Origin of the sequence: Paenibacillus sp. CCS19 (assembly GCF_033239625.1) — a bacterium.
In the GTDB taxonomy this organism is placed as follows: domain Bacteria; phylum Bacillota; class Bacilli; order Paenibacillales; family Paenibacillaceae; genus Paenibacillus_T.
This window is the reverse complement of the sequence record NZ_BTCK01000005.1, coordinates 136,464-159,757: the sequence shown is the minus strand read 5'-3', so window position 1 is coordinate 159,757 and position 23,294 is coordinate 136,464. Positions and strand designations below refer to the sequence as shown.

Below are 23,294 nucleotides of genomic sequence, written 5' to 3'. Positions count from 1 at the left end.
ATAGCAATATCGCTATAGCATTATTTATACAAATCGTATTGAACTACACTTATCTCGATAGAATTTTTCTGGCGCAAATAAATATCAAGTCTGCCTCTTTGGGCTTCGATCTCTGCTTTATGTGGAGTATAATCCAGTTGTACGGGAGACGCATCGATATCCGTTCGAACCGAACCCGAATTATATCCCACACGTACATTAAGGTATCCAGGTGATACCGTCTGATAATTAACCGGATTAGGCCGAAACAATGCATCCTGCGCAAGATCCGCAAATGCGCTTCTGGGGTTCGTTATGTCCGCCAACCGTTTCCCTTCCTCAACTTGCTTTGCCAATTGTTGCAGAAAGATCGATTTCATTTGGCTGTATATCGCACTGCTCCACTCTAAGTTAGGTCCATGGCCTAATGCATGCCATGCTTCTGAAGAATCGATGCTCAGTTGCGGCAGGGTAGTTTCAAAGTCCATCTTAGCGGATGGTTGCTGAATTTGTTGATCTCCTTGAGGCATGTGCATCTGCTGTTTAGTTGGCTCGCTGTCGATGCCAATCGCAGCATAAGTCTGCCGAATGGATAACCTTAACTCATTCACCAACAACCCTCCTTTTAGCGCAAGTAATCAATCAACGTAGGCGAGATAATCTTTGCACCGGTAGATAGCGATGCTTGATACACCGCCTCTTCCTGATTAAATTTTAATATCGTTTCAGCCATATCTGTATCTTCCGTCTTACTCTGAAGCGAGGTCAAATTCAAATCCAAATCCTGCAACCTCTGATCGATCAGATCGACACGGTTTATGCGAGCACCAACTTCCGAGCGAATGTTAATAATTTTGTCATAACGACTATTGAGCTGCGTATAAGCATTCGATAGCGCCACTTTGTCAGCCGTTGGCGACAGAGCATTCTGTATATCTTTCAGCACCTTGAACAAGTTATCAGCATCTGCCGTCTTACCAAATACTTCTCCGCCTGTCACATTTGAAGCAACCGTAACACCGGCGGCAAATTTTACATAAATATTTTGATCATCCGTGTCAGGCGCCGTTGCGAGTGAAGCTGTTGCCGAATCGTACGGAACCTTATCTGTTAGTTGTCCGTTGAAAATATATTTGCCACCTAACTGATCATTCCCTATCATTATAGCTTGTTGATATATTTGACTAACTTCCGTTGCAATTGCATCTAATGCGGTTTGCGGATTTGTATCATTCAAAGCCTGAACGGTTAGTTCTTGTACCCGCTGAACAATATCATTCAATTGTCCAAGCACTGTATCCGTGTGCTCCAACTGCGCCTTTGCTTGTGTTATATTCTTATCATACTGCTCATTCATCGACAATTCGCTGCGATAGCGAAGCGAGTAAGTAATGCCCACGGGATCATCCGAAGGCTTGTTCAGCTTCCGGCCGGTCGACAATTCGTTCTGCTGTCCTTGCATGCGGGTCAGGTTATGGTTGATGTTGCGCATGAGCTGGCTCTGCATCATGCCTGGTGTTACGCGAAGTGCCATGTTCGGTTCCCCCTCGGAATATAGGCTGGCTGATTCATTTAGAACAAGAGCGGGCTACCGATGCCCGCCCCATATTGAACCACTAAAAATGTGATTAACGTCCCACTACACCCATGCCGTTAATAACTTTGTCCAACGTCTCGTCAATTGTAGTCATGAAGCGTGCCGCAGCTGAATAGGCATGCTGGAACTTAATGAGCTCCGACATCTCTTCGTCGAGCGAAACGCCGCTTACCGATTGCCGGCGCGAATCAACCTGTGTAACGATGTCCTGTTGGTTGGTCGCTTGGCGATTCGCCTCCTGGGACTGAAGACCTAGTTGTCCAATCATAGAAGCATAAAACTCGTCGATCGTGCCGTTCGCAATGCCATTCTGGCTCGCGACAGGCGAGAACTGGAATTTCGTTTCTTTCAAGCCCGCCATCAGATTCGCTAGTGTATTATTGCCTTTGATCGTCTCGCTCGCGCCATTAAGCACTTCCGTACGCATCGAGGTCGCGATGTTCATCGGATCGTCAATGATGGCTTGGCTTAGGCGAATGTTCTCAGCCGTGAACGTTGGCGATCCGTCACTTGTTACAAAGATGTCGCCTGCTTGCTGCGGCGCAGCCGGTGGCGTATTGAACAGGAAGCCAAGCTGGTGTAGACCATTAATCCCTTTGACCGTAACAGATTGGTCGGCCGCTAGCATCGTTCCTTGATAGGTCGAGCCTGCTGGGAGCGTAACCGTAATTTCACCGTTCGCTAGCGTATCCACCATCGCGTCCAGTTGGCTCTGGTAGTCCGTAATGATTTGATCGCGCGATATAATTAACCCTTCGATCTTACCACCGACGACACCGCCACCGTTAAACTGTGCTTCAAGCGCGGCGACCGTGGTGCCTGGCGAATTTAGCCCATCGACGAGCATAGTACCGCCTACTGATACGTCATATCCATCTTCCGTATCTACCACATTGACGTTGACCATCTCGGATAGCTGATCAACCAGATAGTCGCGCTCATCCATTAAGTCGTTCGGATTGTCACCGTAAGCTTTAAGACGCTTGATTTCAAGGTTAAGGTCAGCAATGGAATTCGAGATCGAGTTAATCTGCGTCGTCATCGTATTAATATTCGTTGTCAAGTCCGTCTTTAGGTCGGTCAAATGCTTGTTCGTCTCATTGAAAGCGTCAACGAGAGCAAGCGCATTTTCGCGGACGATTTTGCGACCGGTAATGCTCTCGGGATCTTTGCTGAGGTCGGTCCATGATTTCCAGAAGTTATCCATAACGGTGCGCACACCGGAATCGGATGGTTCGTTGAATACCGTCTCCAGCTTACTGAGCGAGTCCGATTGAACTGACCATTCGCCGAGGCTGCGATTAGCGTTGCGGAACTGGTCATCAAGGAATTTCTCACGCACTCGTGTAATAGACGTAAACTCGACACCTGTGCCAAGCTGGCCAGGGATGTTGCTTCTCATGTAACCTGGCGCTTCGATCGGACGTGAAGCTACCAGATTAACGCGCTGGCGGGAAAAGCCTGGGGTGTTCGCATTCGATATATTATGGCCGGTTGTACTGATATTCGCCTGTTCTGTAAACAGGGCACGCTTGGCCGTTTCTATGCCATGGAATGTCGATCTCATCCGTTACACTCCTTACTGTCTCTTATTGTAGCGGCCAACAACTGGCGCTCCGAATTCATGCACGTATCGCTTTACCTTTTGATATCAAGTCCGAAGCTCTGCGACTTCCCGTATGCAAGCGACTGTGGATGCTTATAGGTGTATTCATCGCTAGGATCATCGGTAAGCAGTTGAATAGAGAAATCGAGAAACGATAGCGATTGTTGAATCAGTTGTTGATTCTGATCATTCTTCTTTTTCAACTCATCTAGCAGTTCGATCAATGTTCGGTGACAGCGGGATAAGGCAACTTTATCGTCCGCATTGGAGACTGCTTTAATCAACTCACTGAGCTTACCGAGACGATAGTGCGATCTCATATTGGCGAAAAATATGTTCGTATGCTGCATACGCGAGAATTCTAGTTCCTCTGACCGTTTCACCAGCTTACGCTCCTGCTGCAATATTGCATTAAGCTGCATTACATCATTGCTCACGAGTACGGGCGTCTTCTGAATGGCAAGTTCGAGCAACTGCTCGTATACCTCGGTCTGCTTCTGCAAAATATCTAAAATGACCTGTACTGACATTCGATGTCACACCCGCTTCTAGTTCTTATTCCGATACAGGTAAGGAAGCAGCTTCTCTGCCAGCTTGCCGGACTCCACATGGTAAGTGCCTGTCGACACTTGGTTCTTCAGCTCGTCGAGCTGCTTCTGACGCTCAGGCGACTTTGCGTTCTCGACATTCTGCGATTGCAGCATTTCCATCGCTTCAGAGGAAATCTGCAAATTGTCGCGCTTCTGCTTGTTATTCGTCTGGGCAGCGCGCAGGTCGTTCTTGTTACGGTATGGATTGACGGCTCCAAGCCGCTGGGTTTCATTGATCTTCATTATTAATCGCTCCGTTCACTCAGGCCTAAAAATAAAACTGGCCGATAATCAACTACTTGTATTATCGGCCAGTATATTGGATTTTTTTATAGAAGGCAAAAAGTGTATAAATGATAGGTCGTCCTACTCACGTCCATAGGTCTGGTAGGTCCCGTTACTGTTCTTGCTCGCAAAAGACGACTTGTCTTTATCGATATTGAGCTTGTTAATATCTTTCATCAGCCGCGAACGGCAGGACTCACAGAGATTGCCCTCGCGGATGAGATTGGTACACGTCTCGCATGGGTAGCCCATGTTTGGTACATCCATAAGGGAGATACGACCTTCACGTATAAAACGCGTAATCTGCGCGATGCTGACTTCGGTAGCTTCAGACAGCTCATAGATGGTAGCGCCGCGGTTTTGGCGCAAATAGTTCGCACACATCTCATATTTCTGATCTTGTTCTTTGATGCAAGCCGGGCACATATCACGGACATTCTTCGTGTATAGTCTTCCGCAGCGAGGACAGTTGTCAATGTTCATTACGTCATCCCCCTCGGCCCATACGGCCGCTTCGTTTGATTAGCCCTATTTTAACGCAGATGAATGGTATTTTCATAGAGGTTTTGTGTCGATTATACAATTAGCTTGTCGAAAGTTCATGAACGCGCCAAAGTTATCGCATAAATATCCAGTGGCAGACGTGGTGCTTGGCTGTCAAATGCCTCATGAAGCGCCGCAGCGCATGCCTCGATTGTACTGCCTGTCGTATAGATATCGTCAACGATGAGAAGACGAATAGAACGCTGCGGGACGGGTGGGTGGTTTGGGGATGCAGCAGTTCCCCGGCTTAGCCATTCGGAGATGAATAAAGAGACTGCCTCGGGATCCGCGGTAAAAAGGCCATCGACGCTCTGAAGCCTAGCAAACCGTGACTGCAGACTCTTCTTCTCCGAATGTCTCGTCCGTATCAGCAGCTCCGCTAGCGGCACTCCCCTTCTAGCGCATAACAATGAAGCAAGCTTCTCCGCTTGATTAAACCCACGTTCCATCAACCGGTCCGGACTGACGGGGACGGGGATGATGGCATCCCAGCGATGGGCAGGCAGTCGGTTTCGGAGTTCATGGTCTAGACGAATGAGGGCGATATCGAGCATATCCGCTAGCGGCCGAACCAGCCGCTCATCGCCGCGATATTTGAACAGAGCGAGCCATTCCCGGATTGCATCGTCATAGCGAACAGCACTGCGGTTGAGGATAAAATGGGCACTGCTCCTTCTCCTGCAATCGGGGCAAGGATCCGGCCGGCCGCAGACTGCACAAGCTATGTTCGTAATCCATGGAATAGCGGATGCGCAACCTCGGCAGAGCTGAAGGAGCTTCGCATCACGCGGAAGGGCTGAGCGAAGGAAGGGATCTGGCGCAGACTTTCGGGCTGTCAGCTGGCAGATTGGACATGGGGTATGTGCTTCGCTTAGAAGATCGCCTAGTCTGCCGGCTATACGCCTTATAGATCCAGTGATTAAGTTAAGTGGCATTGGTATGTGTTCAGCCCTCTCTCTGAGGCGTGGTGCGGTTCGACTGAAGTAGGTAGCCGCTGCGTCTGGCCTCACGGTTCATGCCTCGGATCTGGGCGATAGCCCTTCGCTGAGACTGGTTACTGCCGGAGGCGAAGAAATATACGCGCCCGTTCGGATCATCTGCTGATCGGCCAGCGCGGCCGGCCATTTGGACAAGCGACGACTCGTCGAACAGCCTTCCGTCGGCATCCAGGATAAAAACATCGCTGCACGGCACCGTAACACCACGCTCTAATATGGTTGTCGTGACAAGGATACGAAGCTCGCGGTCGCGGAAAGCCTGCACGCGCTGCGCCCGTTCCGCATCCTTCGATGAGGTTGCGCCAATCGCGATGCCCGGAAGCGCAGTTCGAAGCAATTGGGCCAATGGTTCCGAATGCCTGATCTGCTGGACGAATACGAAGCATTGCGCGCCGCGAGCTAGAGACGAAGCAAGACGAGTGAGTAATGGACGCGGCAGCCTGCGTTTGACCAGCAACTCCGAGACACGCGGCATTCGGATTAGGAGCGGAACGGGCAATGGATGGCGGTGAAAGCGCACCGGTACTCGTGCACAGCCAAGCTTCCCCCGCCGGACCGCACGTTGCATCGCAAGGGGCGGTGTAGCCGACAAGAGGATGACCGCTCCACCTGGTAAGCTTGATTTGGAGGCCGCATAGTGAAGTCGTTCATCTCCGTGGTACGGGTATGCATCCAGCTCGTCGATGATTGCCAGATTAAACCGCTCATGAAATCGGAACAGTTGATGCGTCGTTGCGATCGTAATCTGACCATCCTCCCAACGTTGCTCACTGCCGCCATATAATGTGACAACACTTGCAGTTGGAAAAGCGCGCCGAATACGCGGGTCCAGCTCCAGCACGACGTCCCGACGAGGCGTTGCGATAAGAGCTCGTCCGCCAGCAGCAAGCGCCGCCTCTATGAGCGGGAACACCATCTCGGTCTTCCCGGCGCCTGTTACCGCCCAGATAAGAAATTGTGATGGGGTGGATGCGAGAGACTGCTGGGAAGCAGGCTTGTGCGAGTGCTGGGAGGCAGGAGCGTATTCATGTGAGTGCCTGGAAGCAAGAGCATATTCGTGCGAGTGCTGGGAGGCAGGAGCCAGCCTCGGCCGCGCGTAGATTAGCGCGGCCTCGGCTGCAGCCTGCTGCGCGGGGCTGAGCCCCCACCGCGCAGCCACCGCCGCCGGCGCGTGCACGCTGTGCGCACGCGCCGCGGCAACGGCAGGCGCCGCCCCAGGCACGGCGGCGCCTTGCGCGTCTGCGAGGCCTGCCATGCCTCCACCAAGGATCAGCAGCCCGCACTCGCGGCTGCGTCCCATGGTGAGGCATGCCTCGCAGTACGCGCAAGCGGATGAACCGCACGCTGCGCATGCGGTGCGGTTCATCCGCGCTTCGCCGCTGCCGCATCGCAGGCAGCGGCGAAGCGCGGATGAACAATTGGAGCGCGGGGGCCAGCGCGCTCCAGCCGCCGGCAACGACCGCCCGGCAAGCTGGCGGTCCCGCGGCGAGCAGCTCCTGCGCTTCACCAAGCAGCGCAGCTCGTCCATGCAGGCGCTCAACGATCGCCTGCACTAAATCCTCATCAAACATCTCTCTTAGCTTTTGATTTTGCCCTTGCCCTTGCCCTTGCCCTTGACCTTTCCCTTCTCCTTCGTCTCGCCCTGGTCCTTGCCACTGCCTTCGCCCTTCCCGCTCTCCCCCAACCCCAACCACAACCCGCTCCGTCCAGTTCTCCTCCCCCTTCCCTTTAATCTCGAAACCTACCGCAGCCTGAACTGCCCTCCTAAACGCCCGCACCGCAGACCTTTCCTCAACAGCACGTCCTTCGTTCTCCACCATCCAGCGCGCAGTTGCCTCCTCAGCGATGCCGAGCGGCAGCGGCGTGCGCCATACATGCATAATCGTCTCGTTTTGTTCTTCCTCTCCAACTTCACTATTTCTCCTCTGTTTCCACCCCTGCTCCCTGTATCCACCGAATCCTCTCGCACTTCCCTCTTCATTGCTCTCACTGCCGCCCTGCCGGTCCCTTACGGCGCCCCCTTCTCTCCAGAAAGCCAAATCCACATCCATCGCAAGCGACCATCTGACAGACCAACTTCCCCCTGCTCGAATCAAATAAAGCTGAACCTTCACCCTCGCTCCCCCTTATCATCAATCTTCGACCCTTTCCCCTGAAACGCAAAAAAGCACGCTCCTCCGCCCTATTCAGCGAAAGGAGTGTGCTTCACATCCCCGAAACAATATATGACTTATCCATCAACGTTATAGAGTCTTTCGGTTCTCACGTCGCACAACGCATACGCCAGATCCTCATTCCCCCGCTTGATCCAACCTTCTCGGCGCTGAAAACCGTACTTTGTGAACATGACTACAGCACCATTGTAAAACAATTCCACAATTACACGCAAGCGTATTCAATGCTGACAGCATTATGGCTTACCATTTGGCTAATGAGAATTCTGCGTTCGTCCTTAACAAGTAGCGTTCGTTCAGAACAAAGGCAGCTTCGCCAAATCCTCTGGACGGTTCAAATCGACAAACACCGCATGATTGGCACGCGAGGCAGGTTCTCCTGCCTGGGCAAAATGCGCGCCACCCGCTCCACGATCGATCCCGCTTGCACGAAGCACCCGATGCTTATCTGGCGTTACCGATTCAATCGTGCATCCGTCCTTGGCGGCAAAATGCCCAACAATCGCAAACGTTTCATCCGATGAACCGCAATCAACAACGGTCACTCGCACATCCGTACCTGAACGATGAGCGAACCAGTGAATAGAGCGGAGAAACCATTCCATGCGCGTCTCTTCATTGCGTGCATATATGACATAATGTCGGCTTTTGCTTGTATGGCTGCTGCTGCCATAATATTGGAGTAGGTGCACCGACAACGCCGCAAGCACGTAGCTGCCGAGCACTAGGGCAATTAATGATATCATCTCGGCCACCTCCTTTATAAGGTCATTCAAAAAGCTGAAAACCGTACTTTTTGAACACACGCTTTATGCGACAATATATGCGCCGCACCGCCCATCGGTTACGGGCGAAAAGGACAACAATATGCGAAAATGACCACAATCGGCTTAATCCGTTCATTTGAGCGCATTTTTATTTTCGGTATCGATCTTGCACCTTCACGCTCGCTCGCGCTTCACGATGCTTTTACTTATACCCGCTCTACCCGCTGCAAACAATAAAAGCCGTTCCCGGACAACCCGAGAACGGCTCTTCATCAATTCTTCATTTCGTTCATTTACTTACAGCGTAACCCAGCCGAATTTGATCGAATGAATAACAGCCTGCGTGCGGTCATCGACTTCCATCTTTTGCAAAATGCTGCTGACATGGTTCTTGACCGTCTTCTCGCTAATAAACAGGAATTCGCCGATCGTCTTATTGCTCTTGCCTTCCGCCATCAGACGAAGCACTTCAGCCTCGCGCCGCGTCAACGGATTGTCTTCGCTTGCGATGAACTTCACGCCTGGCTCCTTGCTGGCTGCAGCAGCCGACACCGCACCCATCTCATCGAGATACGTCATGCGTCGAAGTTGATTGATCAGCTTGCCCGTCACCTTCGGATGAATATACGAGTAACCGTTCATAACGGAACGAATCGCATTAATGAGTGCTTCTGCCTCCATATCCTTCAGCAGGTAGCCCGTCGCTCCTTTGCGAAGCGTCTCGAATACATAGCTTTCGTCGTCATGAATCGATAGGATAATGACTTTAATCTCAGGGAACATATCGCGCAGCCGCTCGGTTGCTACGACACCGTTCTCGATTGGCATATTGATATCCATGAGTACGATCTCGGGCTGCGTATGATTGCAAAACTCAAGCACTTGAATACCGTTATAACATTCTCCGATAACTTCGATGTCGTCTTCCATATTCAATATACGCTTCAGACCTTCGCGAAACAGCTGATGGTCGTCTGCGATCAGCAGTTTGATTCTTTTCTTATCGCCTGGGGTTTTCTGTTCCATCGTCATGTTACTCCTTTCTATCCTGTGCGTTTATGGGAATTTGGATCATAATCTTCGTTCCCTGATTTTTATTTGATTCGATATCCATCCTCCCCTCCAGCAGCTCGACGCGTTCTCTCATTCCGATTAAGCCGAAATGGGCCCCATTAGTAGATATCGGTTCTTGATGCTCAGCTTGAAAGCCAACACCGTTATCCGATACAACAAACTTAACCAACTGGGCTTGATACGTCATCTCGAGGGACACATACGTCGCATTAGCATGCTTCATGACATTCGTGAACGCTTCCTGGACGAGACGATAGATGCCGGCCTCCATTGCCGAAGGCAAACGAATCTCTCGGCCGACGGTTTCGAATGTGGTTCGAATCCTCGTTTTTTCCTCAAAGTCCTGCACATATTTACGCAAAGTAGGGACTAATCCTAGATCGTCCAATGCCATCGGTCTCAGATTGAAAATGATTTTTCGAATCTCTTCTAAGCCGGAGCGTACTTGTGCTTTCAAGTCTATTAATTCGTGTTGCACCATTTGAAATTCCTGCTTTACAATCATTCTTTCTGCAATTTCCATCCTTAGAACTAGGTTGGCAAGCGACTGCGCAGGCCCATCGTGAATATCGCGTGCCATCCGCTTCCGTTCTTCTTCTTGCGCAAGAATAATTTTGAGTCCAATCAACTGACGGTTCTTAGCGGACTCGAGAATTCGCGTCACATGATTGAGGTCACCTGACAAGTATTCCAGCACGACGTTGATCTGCGAATGGATCGTCTGAGCCCGTTCGATCGACAGATCGACGTTCTTCACTCGCTTTTGCAGCTCGTCACGGCGCGCCTTCAACTGCTGTTCTTTCTCGGCCACCACGATTTTCTCAATCTGAATTTGTGTAGCCCGTTCGTACGCGGCCTTGATGTCCTGCTCATTATATTTCACAAAATCTCGACTTACTTCAGTCAAGCGAATGCGCGCCAGCCGATACTGCCGTTCAAGCTCATCCGCTTTGTCGATAATGTCGGATGTTTCCTGAATGACCGTGTTCAGCTCAGACTCCAGCATTAGCAGCTCTTGGCGCGCCGATTCGCATATTTCAAAGATTTGAACCTTGCTGTCTTCCATGACATTGATCGCATTGCTAATAATCTGATTGATATCATTGATCCGATTATCCATAGTTGCATCGGTTTCCTTTCTACGACAAAAGCTGCTTCAAGAGGTTGCTCGCACTTCAATGATCCAGCTTTTCTATTATAGCAAACTTGCCGCTTTTCAAGGAAACCATTTTGATTAGTAGTCCGCTACTGCACGGTGACCGTTTTGGCTGCTCCGTCCCAGTTTACTTTCAATCCTAGCTGTTCAGAGATCAGTCGAAGCGGCACTAGCGTACGGCCATCTCGAATCAATGGCGCAGCAGCAGCAGGTTGTCTGATGCCGCCTGCGATAAGATCAGCGCTGCCGATCTGAAGCTCCAGCAGCTTGTCTCCTCGAATGACCGTTACTTTCTTGCTCGTCTGATCCCACGCAACCACTGCTCCCATCGCGTCTGCAATGAAACGCAGCGGCAGGTAAGTAACGCCGCTTAGCACAATCGGTGCCGTATCCAGCTTAACGTCTGCTTCGTTAACTGTTGCCGTCTTCTTGTTGATTGTCAGCTTAATCGAAGGACGCGTCAGTTCGGACACAACCGGCGGATAAAGCATTCTCACATCGTCGAAAGCAATCGATCCCTGGGCAGCACGCTCGTCTTGATCCTGCGCGATGTTGGCTACATAGATCCGTTTGATCGTAATCGGCGCCGTTAAACCATAAGAGGATAGGTCCACCGTCAGCGTCTTCCAGCCCGTCCAGTCAATCGACTTCGCCAGATCGACATACTGCAGCTTGCCCGCTCCATCCTTCACTTCCATCCGCAGCCAGTTGAAGCTTTGATCGCCATAGACATCGAGCTGCATGCCAGTCGGCGAGCCGCTAACCTCTTTGCCGCTGCCATTCAATACGGCGTATGCAGCCAGCGTCTTGCCATTGCCGATACCGCTCGTAAAGTCGTAGGATAGCTGCAGAGCAAGCGATGATTCCTTGCCTTGAAGGCCGGACACTAATGCAACTTTGCCCGCTGCGCCTTCAGTTCCTTGGAACGTAATGCCATATCCAACCTTCTCGAACGACTCCCACATCACAGGCGCTGAGCCTTTCGTCAGTGTCAGCATAACCGGATAACCATCGTAACGTGCGACCGCATAACCAGCCGCGGCGCTATCGTTAACGCCGGTTATTGTAATGACATTTCCGCTCGTTGCAGCGGTGAAGCCTTTGAACTCCCATTTAATCGATTCGGGAGGAACTGTCAAATTAAGTCCGTCTTTCGTCATAATTTTGACATTTGCCGTTATCTTGGTCCCGACCGCGAGTCCAGCCGCCGATGCGTCAATAGACATAGATGCGATCTGATCCGAACCAATAACCGATACTGGATATTCACCCGTGATGCCCGCGGACGTCACTTGGACAGTTCCCGATCCGCTCTTGAGTGCTGTAAACGTATTGCCTGAGAACATGCCGATCGACCCATTTGCTTTCCACTGCTGCTGCAGCGCGCTCGTATCAACCGGATTGTAGTAGTTGTCATAAGCCTTCAGTCCGAAGGCGGACGTCTGTCCAATAAACATCGTACTAGGTCCGCTGGCCACTAACCCTTTGAGCGAGCCTTGCGGCGCCGAACTGAACACGCCGATTCCGTTCGCTACTGGACGCAAATATGTACCGCCTGTCGTCGGATGCGTGACCTTCAGCGCAAATTCGCCGAGCGGCCGCTCTACCATTGTCGTCGAGCCGCCGCCATCAAGATTGACGCCTTTCCATACGCCAAGCCCAACCATCGCTTCTTGAAGCTCCTTCAGCGACATGCCGTTTCGAGTGGATGTGCCTTCCGCTGTGAGAAGCAGCACCTTCTTCGCGTCTTTTGTATAGCCTACAGCAGAGCGGTATACATTACTGCCGCCGCTCACGCCCGCGATATCGCGGGAGAAGGCCGCTGTTTTGCCTTGGTCGACCAGGATCGTATGTCCACCAACCATCATCTGCATCGAAGCTGCATCAACCTTTGCGCCGGTCGTCTTTGAGACAAGATTATAGTCCGATGTTACAGCCGATCCGACTGTCAGATGCTCACGTACAAACTTCGCTGCTGTGCCATGCGCACGCAAAATATAGCCGTCCGCCGGCGGCGTAACGGTCAGCGTCGTACCATCCGAAATTTGCTGCACGATACCGCCGGATACGAGCACCTCGGTCGGCGTCGTGCTGCTGTCCTTCGGATGACTTGCTGCTGCCCATGTATTCGTATATAAGTAAATGGCGTTCTTATGGCTAGGCTGCTTGTCCGGCTCTGTCGTATAAGCAGATTCATTCATGCCCGCAATCGGGAATGTCGTGCCGTCCGCCGCCGTTACTTTGCCGTCAAAGCCGTACAGATCAATCGAAGGCACCTTGTCCTTCGAGACGCTGAACGCATACATGCCCTGAAGCGCCATCGGTCCCGACATGAGCGTGCCGCTCGTAATCTGAGGCCCCATCGGCGAGCCTTCCGAAGCGCTGCTCGTCTGGAACACATCCGCATTGATCGCTGCGACTGCGCCCGTTTCCTTCGCCATATTCAGAACGTTATTCAAGCTCGCAACCGTGTTGTTCTTGCCGCTGATGGCATTTAATTGTACATACGGGTTCGTCAAATCAATCTCAATGACATGAAAATTAACCGTTCCGCTCCCCGTTAGCGGCGACCATACATAGTCGACCCGCTTTACGCCCGAAGCGATCATTTCTTGTTTCTGCTGCGTCAGTTTGGCATTGGCGGTTTTTATTTCAACAGCTGCCGATGTCGTCGCTGCTTCTGTCGTCTGCGCTTGCACGGTTTCCGCGTAGATCACGGCCCCTGGCTGGAGCGGCTGCAACAGCAGTACGCCTCCTAGTGCGAGAATGACAAGCTTCGATACGCTTCGCGATGATATCGTCTGAAGGGTCTTGTTGTTTACTACCATGTTTTTACGCAACTCTCCCATCCGTAAAGTCTATTAATTATAGACTACGATTCGGGCGAAAAGTTACAGTCGATAGAATAACTCTATTAACGCCTTTGCCATATGAAAAATCCTCTATCATTTTATGAGAAAAATAAAACGACCTCCTAAGGACCGTCTATCGATCCTCAGGAGGTCGTTTAATTGTCTATTACGTTTGGAGGAATCCGACGTATGTTAACAGTCGTTGAATCATAATCGTTGCTTCAGCGCGAGTCGTATTGGATTGCGGCGCGAATGTCGTTGAAGTCGTACCCGTGATAAAGCCGGTGTAGACTGCTTTCGCAACATCCTGCTGCGCCCATAGCCCGATTTTCTTCTTGTCTTTGAAGCGTTCCAGATAAGCCGTTGCCGTCTGCGGCAGCGTTACATTGCTGCCTGCGACCGATGCCGCACGGTTCAGCATCGCAGCAGCTTCCTGCCTTGTAATGAAGTTATTCGGTTTGAAGGTACCGTCCGAGTTGCCCTGTACGATACCCGCCTTGGATGCGGCGCCGATATAGGCGGCGAGTGCTGTGCTCGTCTTCAGATCAGAGAACGCTGCAGCCGCATTTTTATCACCAGACAATCCAAGTCCGCGAGCGATGAACATGGCGAATTCTCCACGTGTAATTGGCTTGCTTGGCTCAAACTTCGACGTACTGCGGCCTTCAACGATATACTTATTCGCCATGAGCAGAATGTTCGTGTTCGCCCAATGCGATGCCGTATCGCTGAAAGACACATTTCCCTTCACTACGGCGTAGCTGTCATTGCCTTTGCTCATGAAGGACACTTTGTAGCTGTTGCCCTCAGTCGATACCTTCGTCGGCAAGTAAGACAAGACGCCCGTTGCCGGGTCTAACCATACGACTGCCGTTTGACGACCATTGAGCGCTGTCGTTGTTGTGAAGCTTCTCGTCACATACTGCGTAAGATCGGACCACTCTTTCACAACCCCGCCTGCAGTTACATCCAATTCAAAGTGAACAGGACTTACGTAAGTGATTGCGCCTGCACGGTTAATGGCGCTCGTAAGCGCGTACGTCAGGTTGGTTGCGTTCTTGTCGATTTTAATTTGCAAATATCCCGTCGTTCCGCCTACGTTCAGCGCCTTCGCTATTTGCGTGTAATCCAATGCACTGCACGGAATTTCATACGTGATATCGCCATACTTCACGATGAACACTGGCTTGCCGCCTGAATTCTTCGCATTCTCGAGCGCTTGCAGCGGAATCGAAGCAAGTCCCGCCTTCTCGGTGTCACTTATGTTCAGTTGAACCTTCGGATTCGTCGCGCTGAGGGAACGAGCTGCCTTGAAGGCATTGTTCATGCTCTCTTCAAGAACCGTGTACTGACTTGCTAGTTGCCCGCCGGGCGACATCTGTGAGCTCGTTGTATAGTGACCTGTCTGCAGCACAATCGCGCCATCCGGCGTTGCATCGAATGCTCCATTTCCTGTTCCGCCCCCAGGCGAACCCGTCGATGTCTGATTCGCCACATTCAGGCTGCTGAATGATGGGACAAGCACACCGGACGTATTACGCAAGCCGCCGGAATCAGATGCGTAGCTGACGGTTACAGCATTAGTCGCGACGACTGCCGTATACAACGTAAGCGTCACGACACTTCCGGATACCTGTACATTGGCAACTGGCGTAGTCACGCCCGCCGTCTTGACAGTGAACTGATTCGTTTTCGGAATATAGGACGAATGGAGTGTCTGGTTGAACAGAATCGTCAATGTCGCACCGTTCACGACTGCGGATGTAACACTTGATTCACCTATATAAGTAGCTTGGGTGCCGCTGAATCCAGCAGCTAAATTCCCGTTCAAATCTCGCAACGCGGTTGTACTCGGTACATAGGTGACCAGAATGGTTCCTAAGTTCGCCAGCGAGCTCGTCATCGTCAGTATTACTTGATTGTTCTTAACCTCAACGGTGCTGATTGTTTTCGAGGCTCCATTGCCAAGCACAGAGTAGGACGACTTGCCTGGAACGAACGAAGAATTCAGCCCCTCGTTGTACGTAAGCGTTAATGTCGAACCGCTAGCCGATATCGATTGGAGAACAGGGCTGTTTGTATCGAGTGAATTCGTGACATAGAAATCCGCAAACGACTGCAGCGCGTTTCCGTTGTTGTCATACACCGGATAGGAACCTTGCGTATAACTGACCGACACTGCCGTGTCAGTAGAGATCGAAGATCCTAAGCGGATTAACAGAATCGCACCCGCCTTCTCGATGCTTGAGATGGATACCGGATATCCATTGAATTTTACGGTGAATTGGGTATATGCATAAGTTTGGAGCGTAGCCAACTCTTGATTGAAAGTCAGCATAACAACATTGCCGTTAACGGATCCACTAACCGGCTTCGGGAGTGTCGTACTGACCGTATTCGTAACATTCACGTTGGACAGGCTTGCCGCTGCATTGCCGGACAAGTCCTGTACAGGGCGTGTCCCTTTGGAATACGTCACTTTGACTGTTTGTCCATAAATCACACCGGTCGCCAATGTCAATGTGACGGTCTTGCCTGAAATTTGTACCTGTATGACGCCTCGCGCCTCGTCATTGACCGTTACATAATAGTTGCCCGTAGATGGGACCGACGAAGTATCAAGGTTTTCATTATACGTCAACACAATGGTTGAAGAGCCTGACATTACCGCATTGCTGAAAGTTGGCGCTATACGGTCCGAACCAACCGTGCTGAACTTCCACTGCACATCATTCTGAATACCTGCGAATCGGTTGCCTGCCAGATCGGCTACCGCACCGTCTGCCAGTTCAACATAGTAGGATGCCGAAGCCGTCATATTCGATAGCGGCGTGATAATCAACTTCTTCGGATCGGTTGAATCGAGCGACAACGTTGCATTGATTGCCCCAGTAGTCAAGCCGCTCCGACGAATAACTGCACTGTTTGCGCTTTGCAGCACTTGAATAGGTTCATTAAACGCAATGGACAGTTTCGAATCGATTGGTACATTGTCTGCACCGTTAATCGGCGTCAGTTCTGAAATGATCGGTGCTGCTGTATCTGTCGTAACACGGAATGCCCAGTCCGTGCTGGACGTGATGCCGCTATAATAGTTGCCCGCAAGATCGCGGAACGCCTGCGAACTAATTTGCACATAGTATGAGGTGTTCGTAACGAACGGATTATGGTCGATCGTAATGGTGTTCGTTCCCCCGCCCTTTACGTTCGAGGAGGTAAGCAGAATCGTCTGGAAAATACCGTTCGTGCTGCTGTTCTTGATCACGATGCTTCCGCCGCTCGGATACACGGGTTCATCGAATGTCATCACAAGACTTGAGGATGCCACGGTCACGACGCCATTCGTAACAGGCGCTAACGCTGTTACTTTAGGTGCGGTTGCATCAATTCCTGACGTTGTAGAGAAGGTCCACTCCGATGCGTTATTAATTCCTTGATACACGATGCTGCCTGACAGGAATGCACCTGCATCGACCAGCACATAATAGCTTTTGTTCGATTCAAACGCGTCATGGCGAATGGTAATGACGTTCTGATTAATCGAGACAGCACCCGAATTCACATCAATCTGTTGGAACTGCGAGTTATCGCCAATCCGCTTAATCGTAACTTTACCGGTCCCTTTGGTTAGTGGAGCAGTCGCATTCGTTACAGTCATCACTAAATCATTAGTTGTGCTTGTTCCCATTGCATAGTTGGCCGGGGAATAGTTTACGCGCATTGGCGGCTGGGCCGTATTGAATCTCCATCCCGAAATGCCTGAATAGGCGTTGCCGGCGCTGTCTTTGAAAGCTCCTGCAGGTACATTCACCGTATACTCGCTGGACGACTGCAGCTGCAGATCCGGCACGATCGTAATTGTGTTCGTTCCGCTGCCAATGACCGAGGACGAGCCTACATCAATGCTCTGCGTGTCTCCACCCGTTCTTGTTATGGTAATATAGCCGCTGGAAGCATAGACAGCTTCATTAAATGTCAACGTCAACGATGTCGTCGGTGCGATATCGGACGCGTTAAGAGCGGGTGTATACGTTAACACGCCAGGCGCTGCCGTATCCGCAGCTCCAACCTCGAAGCGCCATGCGGTCGCGTCGCTTAAGCCATCGTAGTTAGCGCCATTCGATACATTGACGAATGCGCCTTGGTCGATTCGTACATAATACGCAACGCCAGCAGTCAACGCAGTCGGCAATCCAATTGTCGCCACATATCCGGTTGAATTAAGCGAGACGTAAGAAGAAGAGGCAGCAATCGTATTGATCTCTTCATTCGTATCTACTCTACGGACATGAATATAGGCAGAAGCAGATCCTTTCAGGACAGGTTCATCGAATGTAATCTTTAAGTTCGCATTGCCTGGAACGGCAGAGGCGCCATTTGCAGGATATGTACTTACGATTACTGGTGCTGCCGATGCAGCTTCTGCTTGACCGGACAAGTTGGTCCAGCCGGGTATTGCTAGTTGCAGCATTAATAATGCAGCAATCATGAAGCTAATGCTTCTCCGATAATGTTTCAAAATATCCACTCCCCAGCAAGACAGTCGTACCTATTTTGTCGGTTCGCGGCGTGGGAAAGTTTAGGTTGGACACGAAAAAACCGAATCGCGAATTGCGATTCGGTTCATCTATAAAGGAGAAGCGATTAAGCTTGTGCGCCTGCTTTGAGCAGTTCGGCTTTATCGACACGTTCCCATGGAAGGTCGATATCGGTACGACCGAAGTGGCCGTATGCTGCTGTTTTGCCGTAGATCGGACGGCGAAGATCCAGCATTTTGATAATGCCGGCTGGGCGAAGGTCGAAGTTTGCTTTGATAACCTCAACAAGTTTCTCTTCGCTTACTTTGCCTGTTCCGTACGTATCAACGTTAATCGATACCGGTTGTGCGACGCCGATTGCGTATGCCAATTGAATTTCGCATTTGTCAGCAAGACCAGCCGCTACGATGTTCTTCGCAACGTAACGAGCTGCATAAGCTGCCGAACGGTCAACCTTCGTTGGATCTTTGCCGGAGAATGCGCCGCCGCCGTGACGAGCATAACCGCCGTACGTGTCGACGATGATTTTGCGGCCTGTCAGACCTGCGTCGCCTTGTGGTCCGCCGATTACGAAACGGCCCGTAGGGTTGATGAAATATTTCGTTTGCTCATCCAGCCATTCCGTTGGAACGACAGGTGCAATAACATGCTCGCGAATATCCTTCTGGATCTGCTCGAGCGATACTTCTTCTGCATGCTGCGTGGATACGACAATCGTATCGACACGTACAGGCTTGCCATCTTGGTACTCGATCGTAACTTGCGTTTTGCCATCCGGGCGCAGGTAGTCGAGTTGACCGCTCTTACGAACTTCGGATAGACGGCGCGCGATACGGTGCGACAGCGCGATCGGGAGCGGCATAAGCTCAGGCGTCTCGTTCGTTGCAAAACCGAACATGAGGCCTTGATCGCCTGCGCCGATATCTTCATTCTCTTGCTGCACGTCTTTGCCTTCGCGCGATTCAAGCGCCGCATTGACGCCTTGCGCGATATCAGCCGACTGCTCGTTCAACGATGTAAGTACAGCACAAGTGCTGGAATCAAAGCCGAATTTGGCACGCGTATAGCCGATCTCTTTGATCGTACGACGCACAATGGCAGGGATATCAATGTAATCCGCACGGCTGCTGATTTCACCGATTACAAGCACGAGCCCTGTCGCTACCGAAACTTCGCATGCTACACGCGCGTTCGGATCAGCCTCAAGAAATGCATCAAGTACTGCGTCTGAGATCTGGTCGCAGATTTTATCCGGATGTCCTTCCGTTACGGATTCCGAAGTAAACAGATGTTTACCTTTCAACGACATTACATCAACCTCCTAAAAACCTTAACTTTATTATGCGCAATTACTGCGTTATGCCTACACAAAAAATGAACCTTTTCCGGTAGGAAAAGGTTGTTAGTACAACACTTCTAACATATTATGATACGCGATCGAATATGGTGTGTCAATGGAACTGCCCGTTTCCATTCAGGACAGCCTCTGCTTGCTGTACAAGTCTGCGTGTGATTTCTCCGCCTACAGCGCCCGCTTGACGAGTGGCCAGCTGCGCCCATGGCACGCTGCCGCCTACAGAGTTTACCGTTCCAAATTCGCCTGCGAACTCCGTATCCGCATCTGCTCCGAAGCCTGTTGGTTGCATGAGTCCGAACTCAGCTGCAATTTCATATTTCATTTGATTGAGTGCCTGACGGCTTTGCGGTACAACCTTTTGATTAGAACGAGCCATAATTAGAGCACCTCCGAAGTTATAATGAATAGTTAGGAACGTGCTATTATCGTGCTCGCTTCGAGCTTGTTTGAAGCGTATAACCTTTTGTCAGCAAGGGAAGAATTAGGGGACACTGCATGGTTTGAACAACAGAGACGGCCCCCATTTCTGGAGACCGCCTCATGTACATCATTAAAGATTATAGGATACACAATTATTGCAGTTGATATTGGCCGCGTACAAGTACGGTCAGACCTGACTTCAGCGATGGATCTGGCATAACGCCTCGACCGCCGCGAGGGAACAAGATCAGATGGTTATTCGGCACGGATTTGCCATTCGTGATGTCTTTGCCGTCCGTCAAATCCGAGATCCCGTTGGCATCGCCGCTATATGCAACCGCTTTGCCCGCACGTACAACGAATTCCGCCCCATCCTTCGCTATCAGCGTCTTACCTTGCGGTACGCTTACTACTACTACCTCATTGCTATTGGCACTGATTTGCTCCGCTATTTGCTGTGTCAGCTGCTTCGTCAATTCCTGCTTCGTCTGATCCAGCAGTTGTTGGACCGCTTCGGCTGTCATACCGCCGCTCTGGCCTCCTAGCTTCTGGTCAACGTAGCTCTTCGTAACGACTGGATCGTCGACGGAACCAGGTGTGACGACCTCTCCGTCACCGCTAGCCTTGTCCGTGAATTGTGCCCCGATTAGCGCGCCGCCTCCGAGAAGGACTGCCGCCAATACCAGCTTGCTTACTGCTTTTTTCATATCCAGTTCATTCCTCCTTCTCGTGTCTCTAGGATACTAGATTACGAGGAATGAGGCTACTCCTAATGTTATGATTTAGTAGGGAACCAAGCAAACTGGTTCGTTGCAATAAGTAGTTGGTTACCCTGGAATTCGTCGTATACGTTGATCGTGAAGTTGTTATAGTCCGTAATTTTGGCTTGAATTGAATTCTCATCGAAGGATGTTAACAAAGCAAGGTCCTTGCCTTCCTTCAGAATTTCGTTCTGTGATCCTTCAGTTGCCGTAAAGCTGTATGATTTTTTGAACGTCATCTTTTGGTTATCATTGTTTACAAATTCGATCACAAGCTTGTGATCGCCTGCGGTATAATCATATTCAGTCTCTCTTGCCAGCGTATAATCCATGTTTAAGTTCATACCGTCAACATTGTATCCACCGCTTGATCTGAGACTTGCACGGATGTTGTTAAACGAAATATCAAATCCGGCAATCTTAATATGTTGGAAATCGGTTTTGACTGCTGCCGGTTTCTCACCATTCAGGCGATAGGATACAATCTTGGCAATTGCATTTTGTGCAGTCGTCTCACCAGTCCCAGTTGCTTTCGATATTGCTTGACCTAAATAGAGATCATAGTGTTCTTCATCAAATCCATTCGGAAGTGTCGCATATGCAGACAGTAATACTTTTCCATTTGGAAGTACTTTGTTCTTCATCGTCGCGAAGGTGATTGGTACAACTTGTCCATTCTGATCGAGCAAATATCCTCCCAAGTTGCTCACAGCTGCTACGCGACTCTCTTTGTTCTGAATAACGAATTCAGCATAAAACTGATTGTTAGTCGTTCCTTTGAAGATCGCGTTACGCGTAAGTTGAATCGAAGCTTTCTTGCCTACACTATTAATCTCATAAGTCTTATCCTTGCTGATTATCGGAATCGTACTCAGGTTTTGACTTGAAAATTGATAAAGTACTTTCGATGTCTTATCTGTTACAGGCTCTGTTGCAACGAAACCAATGTTACTGACAACAGACGTATAAGGGATCTGCGTATATATAATCATGTTGTAGGATTGGCCTGGCGCAATCGTAATCGAATCATCCAACCCCACCACCGTAGATGCGTTCTCAATCTTAACGCCATTAACGAGGAAATATCCGCTAAGCGATGGGATTTTCTTCGATACAGAAGTTGTATTGGTAATGCTAATATCAGCTACGAGCATGTCTGTATCTTCAAGTGGAGATCTCTGAATAGCGTTCAATGATACACGATAGTCTCCCATCGTGAACGTACTGCCAAGGCTGCCTTGTTGAATTGTTGAAGTTGTTTTGTATGAGCCAATAACATAGCCCAGATCTTTATCCGTGCCTACTGTTCTGACTACGATTTCAGCATCTTCTACCTTCACTGTAGATGGAATACTTCCTGTTAACGCCAAAGTCTTCTCAATTCCCGGCAGCAACTTGCTCTCGTCCTTCGTGAAAGTAAGCGGATAGTTGACATTTTGCTTGGTCTTCAGATAAACCTCAATGTCCGGCAGATTAATCGAATCCGAACCTTGGTTCAATAACTTATAGTCAATCGATATGCCCTTTTCTGTAGAGCCCGTGTCGTCTAATGAGGCTTTTCCTAATGTCGTTTTAACAGACTGGCCGGACAAAAACACGCTTCTGCTTTGACCTACAGCGGTTACCGGCGCAGCAGCCAGTGTTGGAAGCAAGAACTCGCCTGCTGGAAGCTCGACCTTGTTAGCATCATCCGTCGTCGCAACTACAAGGGACAATTTCTTGCCTGCTACTGCTAACGGCAATTTGACGGTCATCGTTGAAATTTTTCTTTCATTAGGCTGTAATGTAAGCTGCGCAAGCTCCGATGCACTTACTTTATATACAGAATAACTTGGTGTTTGAATGTAAAAGCTATATTTAGACAAATCAATCGTTTGAAGTCCTTTATTTTCAAACAAATAGTTAATCGTTAAATATGCACTAGTCTGATCCTTTGTAATGAAAGCACCTTTAATAGCCGATCGGAGGCTCGCGTTATTCACGTTCATTGTTTTGGCCGCGAATGGAGCAACTTGACTGCTCTCGTTGTTTGCCGCTTTAATCGTTCCGAGCTTTCTCTCAAAGTTCGGAGCATCGAAGTCCCACTTCACAATCTCAAACTGCAGATCGGATAGCTGCGTTCCATTATCGACTGTTGCATAGTACGTTATGTACTGGCTCGTCTTTGCAGTAATTGATGTCGTATCTTTGTTTGAACTAACGACATTCACTTTAAAGGACTTGCCATCTTTCGTCTTAAGACGAAGCGTATAGTCCCCAAGATCAATAGACTTGGACTCTTTATTAACATAGTTTACAGTGAACGCCAAAACCTTTCCTTTATCCTGCATTAAGAATTGCGCACTGCTTACCGATAGCGAAGCATTCGCGCTCAGCTTCACAGACTGAGATGAAAGCGTCTTCGCAACTGTTGCTGCGTCTGCCACTGTGCTCTGCGTCCATACAGGATTAGTGCCTAACATTAATGCCGCAACTGCAATACTAGCCGTACCTTTCTTGATCCATTTGTTCTTCAATGATATTCCTCCTACTTCGTTTTACTATTTGACGTAGAATAGATTAACTTTGTTTCTTAATTTTAGATAAAAATCTCCTCT

The 23,294-nt window shown here is 50.0% G+C and carries 18 protein-coding genes; all 18 read right to left on the bottom strand.

Going from position 1 to position 23,294, the window contains the following annotated elements; all coding sequences use genetic code 11:
• Positions 1–20: 20 nt before the first annotated feature.
• The 18 genes from SBI19_RS06495 to SBI19_RS06410 all read right to left on the bottom strand — a co-directional run bounded on the left by SBI19_RS06495 (position 21) and on the right by SBI19_RS06410 (position 23,213).
• On the bottom strand, positions 21–590 hold the full coding sequence (locus SBI19_RS06495) for a DUF6470 family protein (RefSeq protein WP_317966148.1): 570 nt from the start codon (positions 588–590) through the stop codon (positions 21–23).
• 14 nt (positions 591–604) lie between these two features.
• Complete coding sequence (flgL, locus tag SBI19_RS06490; RefSeq protein ID WP_317966146.1) at positions 605–1,513, bottom strand: flagellar hook-associated protein FlgL; 909 nt, start codon at positions 1,511–1,513, stop codon at positions 605–607.
• A 94-nt stretch (positions 1,514–1,607) separates the two neighbouring features.
• A complete protein-coding gene (gene flgK / locus SBI19_RS06485; RefSeq protein ID WP_317966144.1) occupies positions 1,608–3,143 on the bottom strand; it encodes a flagellar hook-associated protein FlgK in 1,536 nt (511 codons plus the stop codon).
• A gap of 71 nt (positions 3,144–3,214) precedes the next feature.
• Positions 3,215–3,712 carry a flagellar protein FlgN gene (locus SBI19_RS06480; protein WP_317966142.1) on the bottom strand — a complete coding sequence of 166 codons (498 nt, stop codon included), beginning with the start codon at positions 3,710–3,712 and terminating at the stop codon, positions 3,215–3,217.
• 18 nt (positions 3,713–3,730) lie between these two features.
• Positions 3,731–4,015: a flagellar biosynthesis anti-sigma factor FlgM gene (flgM, locus tag SBI19_RS06475; protein ID WP_317966140.1), complete on the bottom strand. Its 285-nt coding sequence runs from the start codon at positions 4,013–4,015 to the stop codon at positions 3,731–3,733.
• A 123-nt stretch (positions 4,016–4,138) separates the two neighbouring features.
• The gene (locus SBI19_RS06470) at positions 4,139–4,540 is read right to left on the bottom strand and encodes a TIGR03826 family flagellar region protein (protein ID WP_317966138.1); all 402 of its coding nucleotides are present in this window, start codon (positions 4,538–4,540) and stop codon (positions 4,139–4,141) included.
• Positions 4,541–4,656: 116 nt separating this feature from the next.
• Positions 4,657–5,535, bottom strand: a complete 879-nt coding sequence (locus SBI19_RS06465; RefSeq protein ID WP_317966136.1) for a ComFC family protein — start codon at positions 5,533–5,535, stop codon at positions 4,657–4,659.
• A 10-nt stretch (positions 5,536–5,545) separates the two neighbouring features.
• The gene (locus tag SBI19_RS06460) at positions 5,546–6,682 is read right to left on the bottom strand and encodes a helicase-related protein (RefSeq protein WP_317966266.1); all 1,137 of its coding nucleotides are present in this window, start codon (positions 6,680–6,682) and stop codon (positions 5,546–5,548) included.
• A complete protein-coding gene (locus SBI19_RS06455) occupies positions 6,624–7,712 on the bottom strand; it encodes a hypothetical protein (RefSeq protein ID WP_317966134.1) in 1,089 nt (362 codons plus the stop codon). The genes SBI19_RS06460 and SBI19_RS06455 overlap by 59 nt, the downstream gene beginning before the upstream one ends.
• A 356-nt stretch (positions 7,713–8,068) precedes the next feature.
• Positions 8,069–8,518 carry a glycosyltransferase family protein gene (locus SBI19_RS06450; protein WP_317966132.1) on the bottom strand — a complete coding sequence of 150 codons (450 nt, stop codon included), beginning with the start codon at positions 8,516–8,518 and terminating at the stop codon, positions 8,069–8,071.
• A gap of 318 nt (positions 8,519–8,836) precedes the next feature.
• Entirely contained in the window at positions 8,837–9,565 is a 729-nt protein-coding gene (locus SBI19_RS06445; RefSeq protein WP_191205078.1) for a response regulator, read from the bottom strand.
• 7 nt (positions 9,566–9,572) lie between these two features.
• Positions 9,573–10,733, bottom strand: a complete 1,161-nt coding sequence (locus tag SBI19_RS06440) for a sensor histidine kinase (protein WP_317966128.1) — start codon at positions 10,731–10,733, stop codon at positions 9,573–9,575.
• 125 nt (positions 10,734–10,858) lie between these two features.
• Positions 10,859–13,597 carry a stalk domain-containing protein gene (locus SBI19_RS06435; protein WP_317966126.1) on the bottom strand — a complete coding sequence of 913 codons (2,739 nt, stop codon included), beginning with the start codon at positions 13,595–13,597 and terminating at the stop codon, positions 10,859–10,861.
• A gap of 190 nt (positions 13,598–13,787) precedes the next feature.
• Positions 13,788–18,140, bottom strand: coding sequence for an Ig-like domain-containing protein (locus SBI19_RS06430; RefSeq protein ID WP_317966124.1), 4,353 nt, complete (start codon positions 18,138–18,140; stop codon positions 13,788–13,790).
• A 125-nt stretch (positions 18,141–18,265) separates the two neighbouring features.
• Positions 18,266–19,468 carry a methionine adenosyltransferase gene (metK, locus tag SBI19_RS06425; protein ID WP_317966122.1) on the bottom strand — a complete coding sequence of 401 codons (1,203 nt, stop codon included), beginning with the start codon at positions 19,466–19,468 and terminating at the stop codon, positions 18,266–18,268.
• A 142-nt stretch (positions 19,469–19,610) separates the two neighbouring features.
• Entirely contained in the window at positions 19,611–19,892 is a 282-nt protein-coding gene (locus SBI19_RS06420) for an alpha/beta-type small acid-soluble spore protein (RefSeq protein WP_317966120.1), read from the bottom strand.
• 196 nt (positions 19,893–20,088) lie between these two features.
• Positions 20,089–20,643: a hypothetical protein gene (locus SBI19_RS06415; RefSeq protein ID WP_317966118.1), complete on the bottom strand. Its 555-nt coding sequence runs from the start codon at positions 20,641–20,643 to the stop codon at positions 20,089–20,091.
• Between the two features lie 68 nt (positions 20,644–20,711).
• The gene (locus SBI19_RS06410) at positions 20,712–23,213 is read right to left on the bottom strand and encodes a hypothetical protein (protein WP_317966116.1); all 2,502 of its coding nucleotides are present in this window, start codon (positions 23,211–23,213) and stop codon (positions 20,712–20,714) included.
• Positions 23,214–23,294 lie beyond the last annotated feature (81 nt).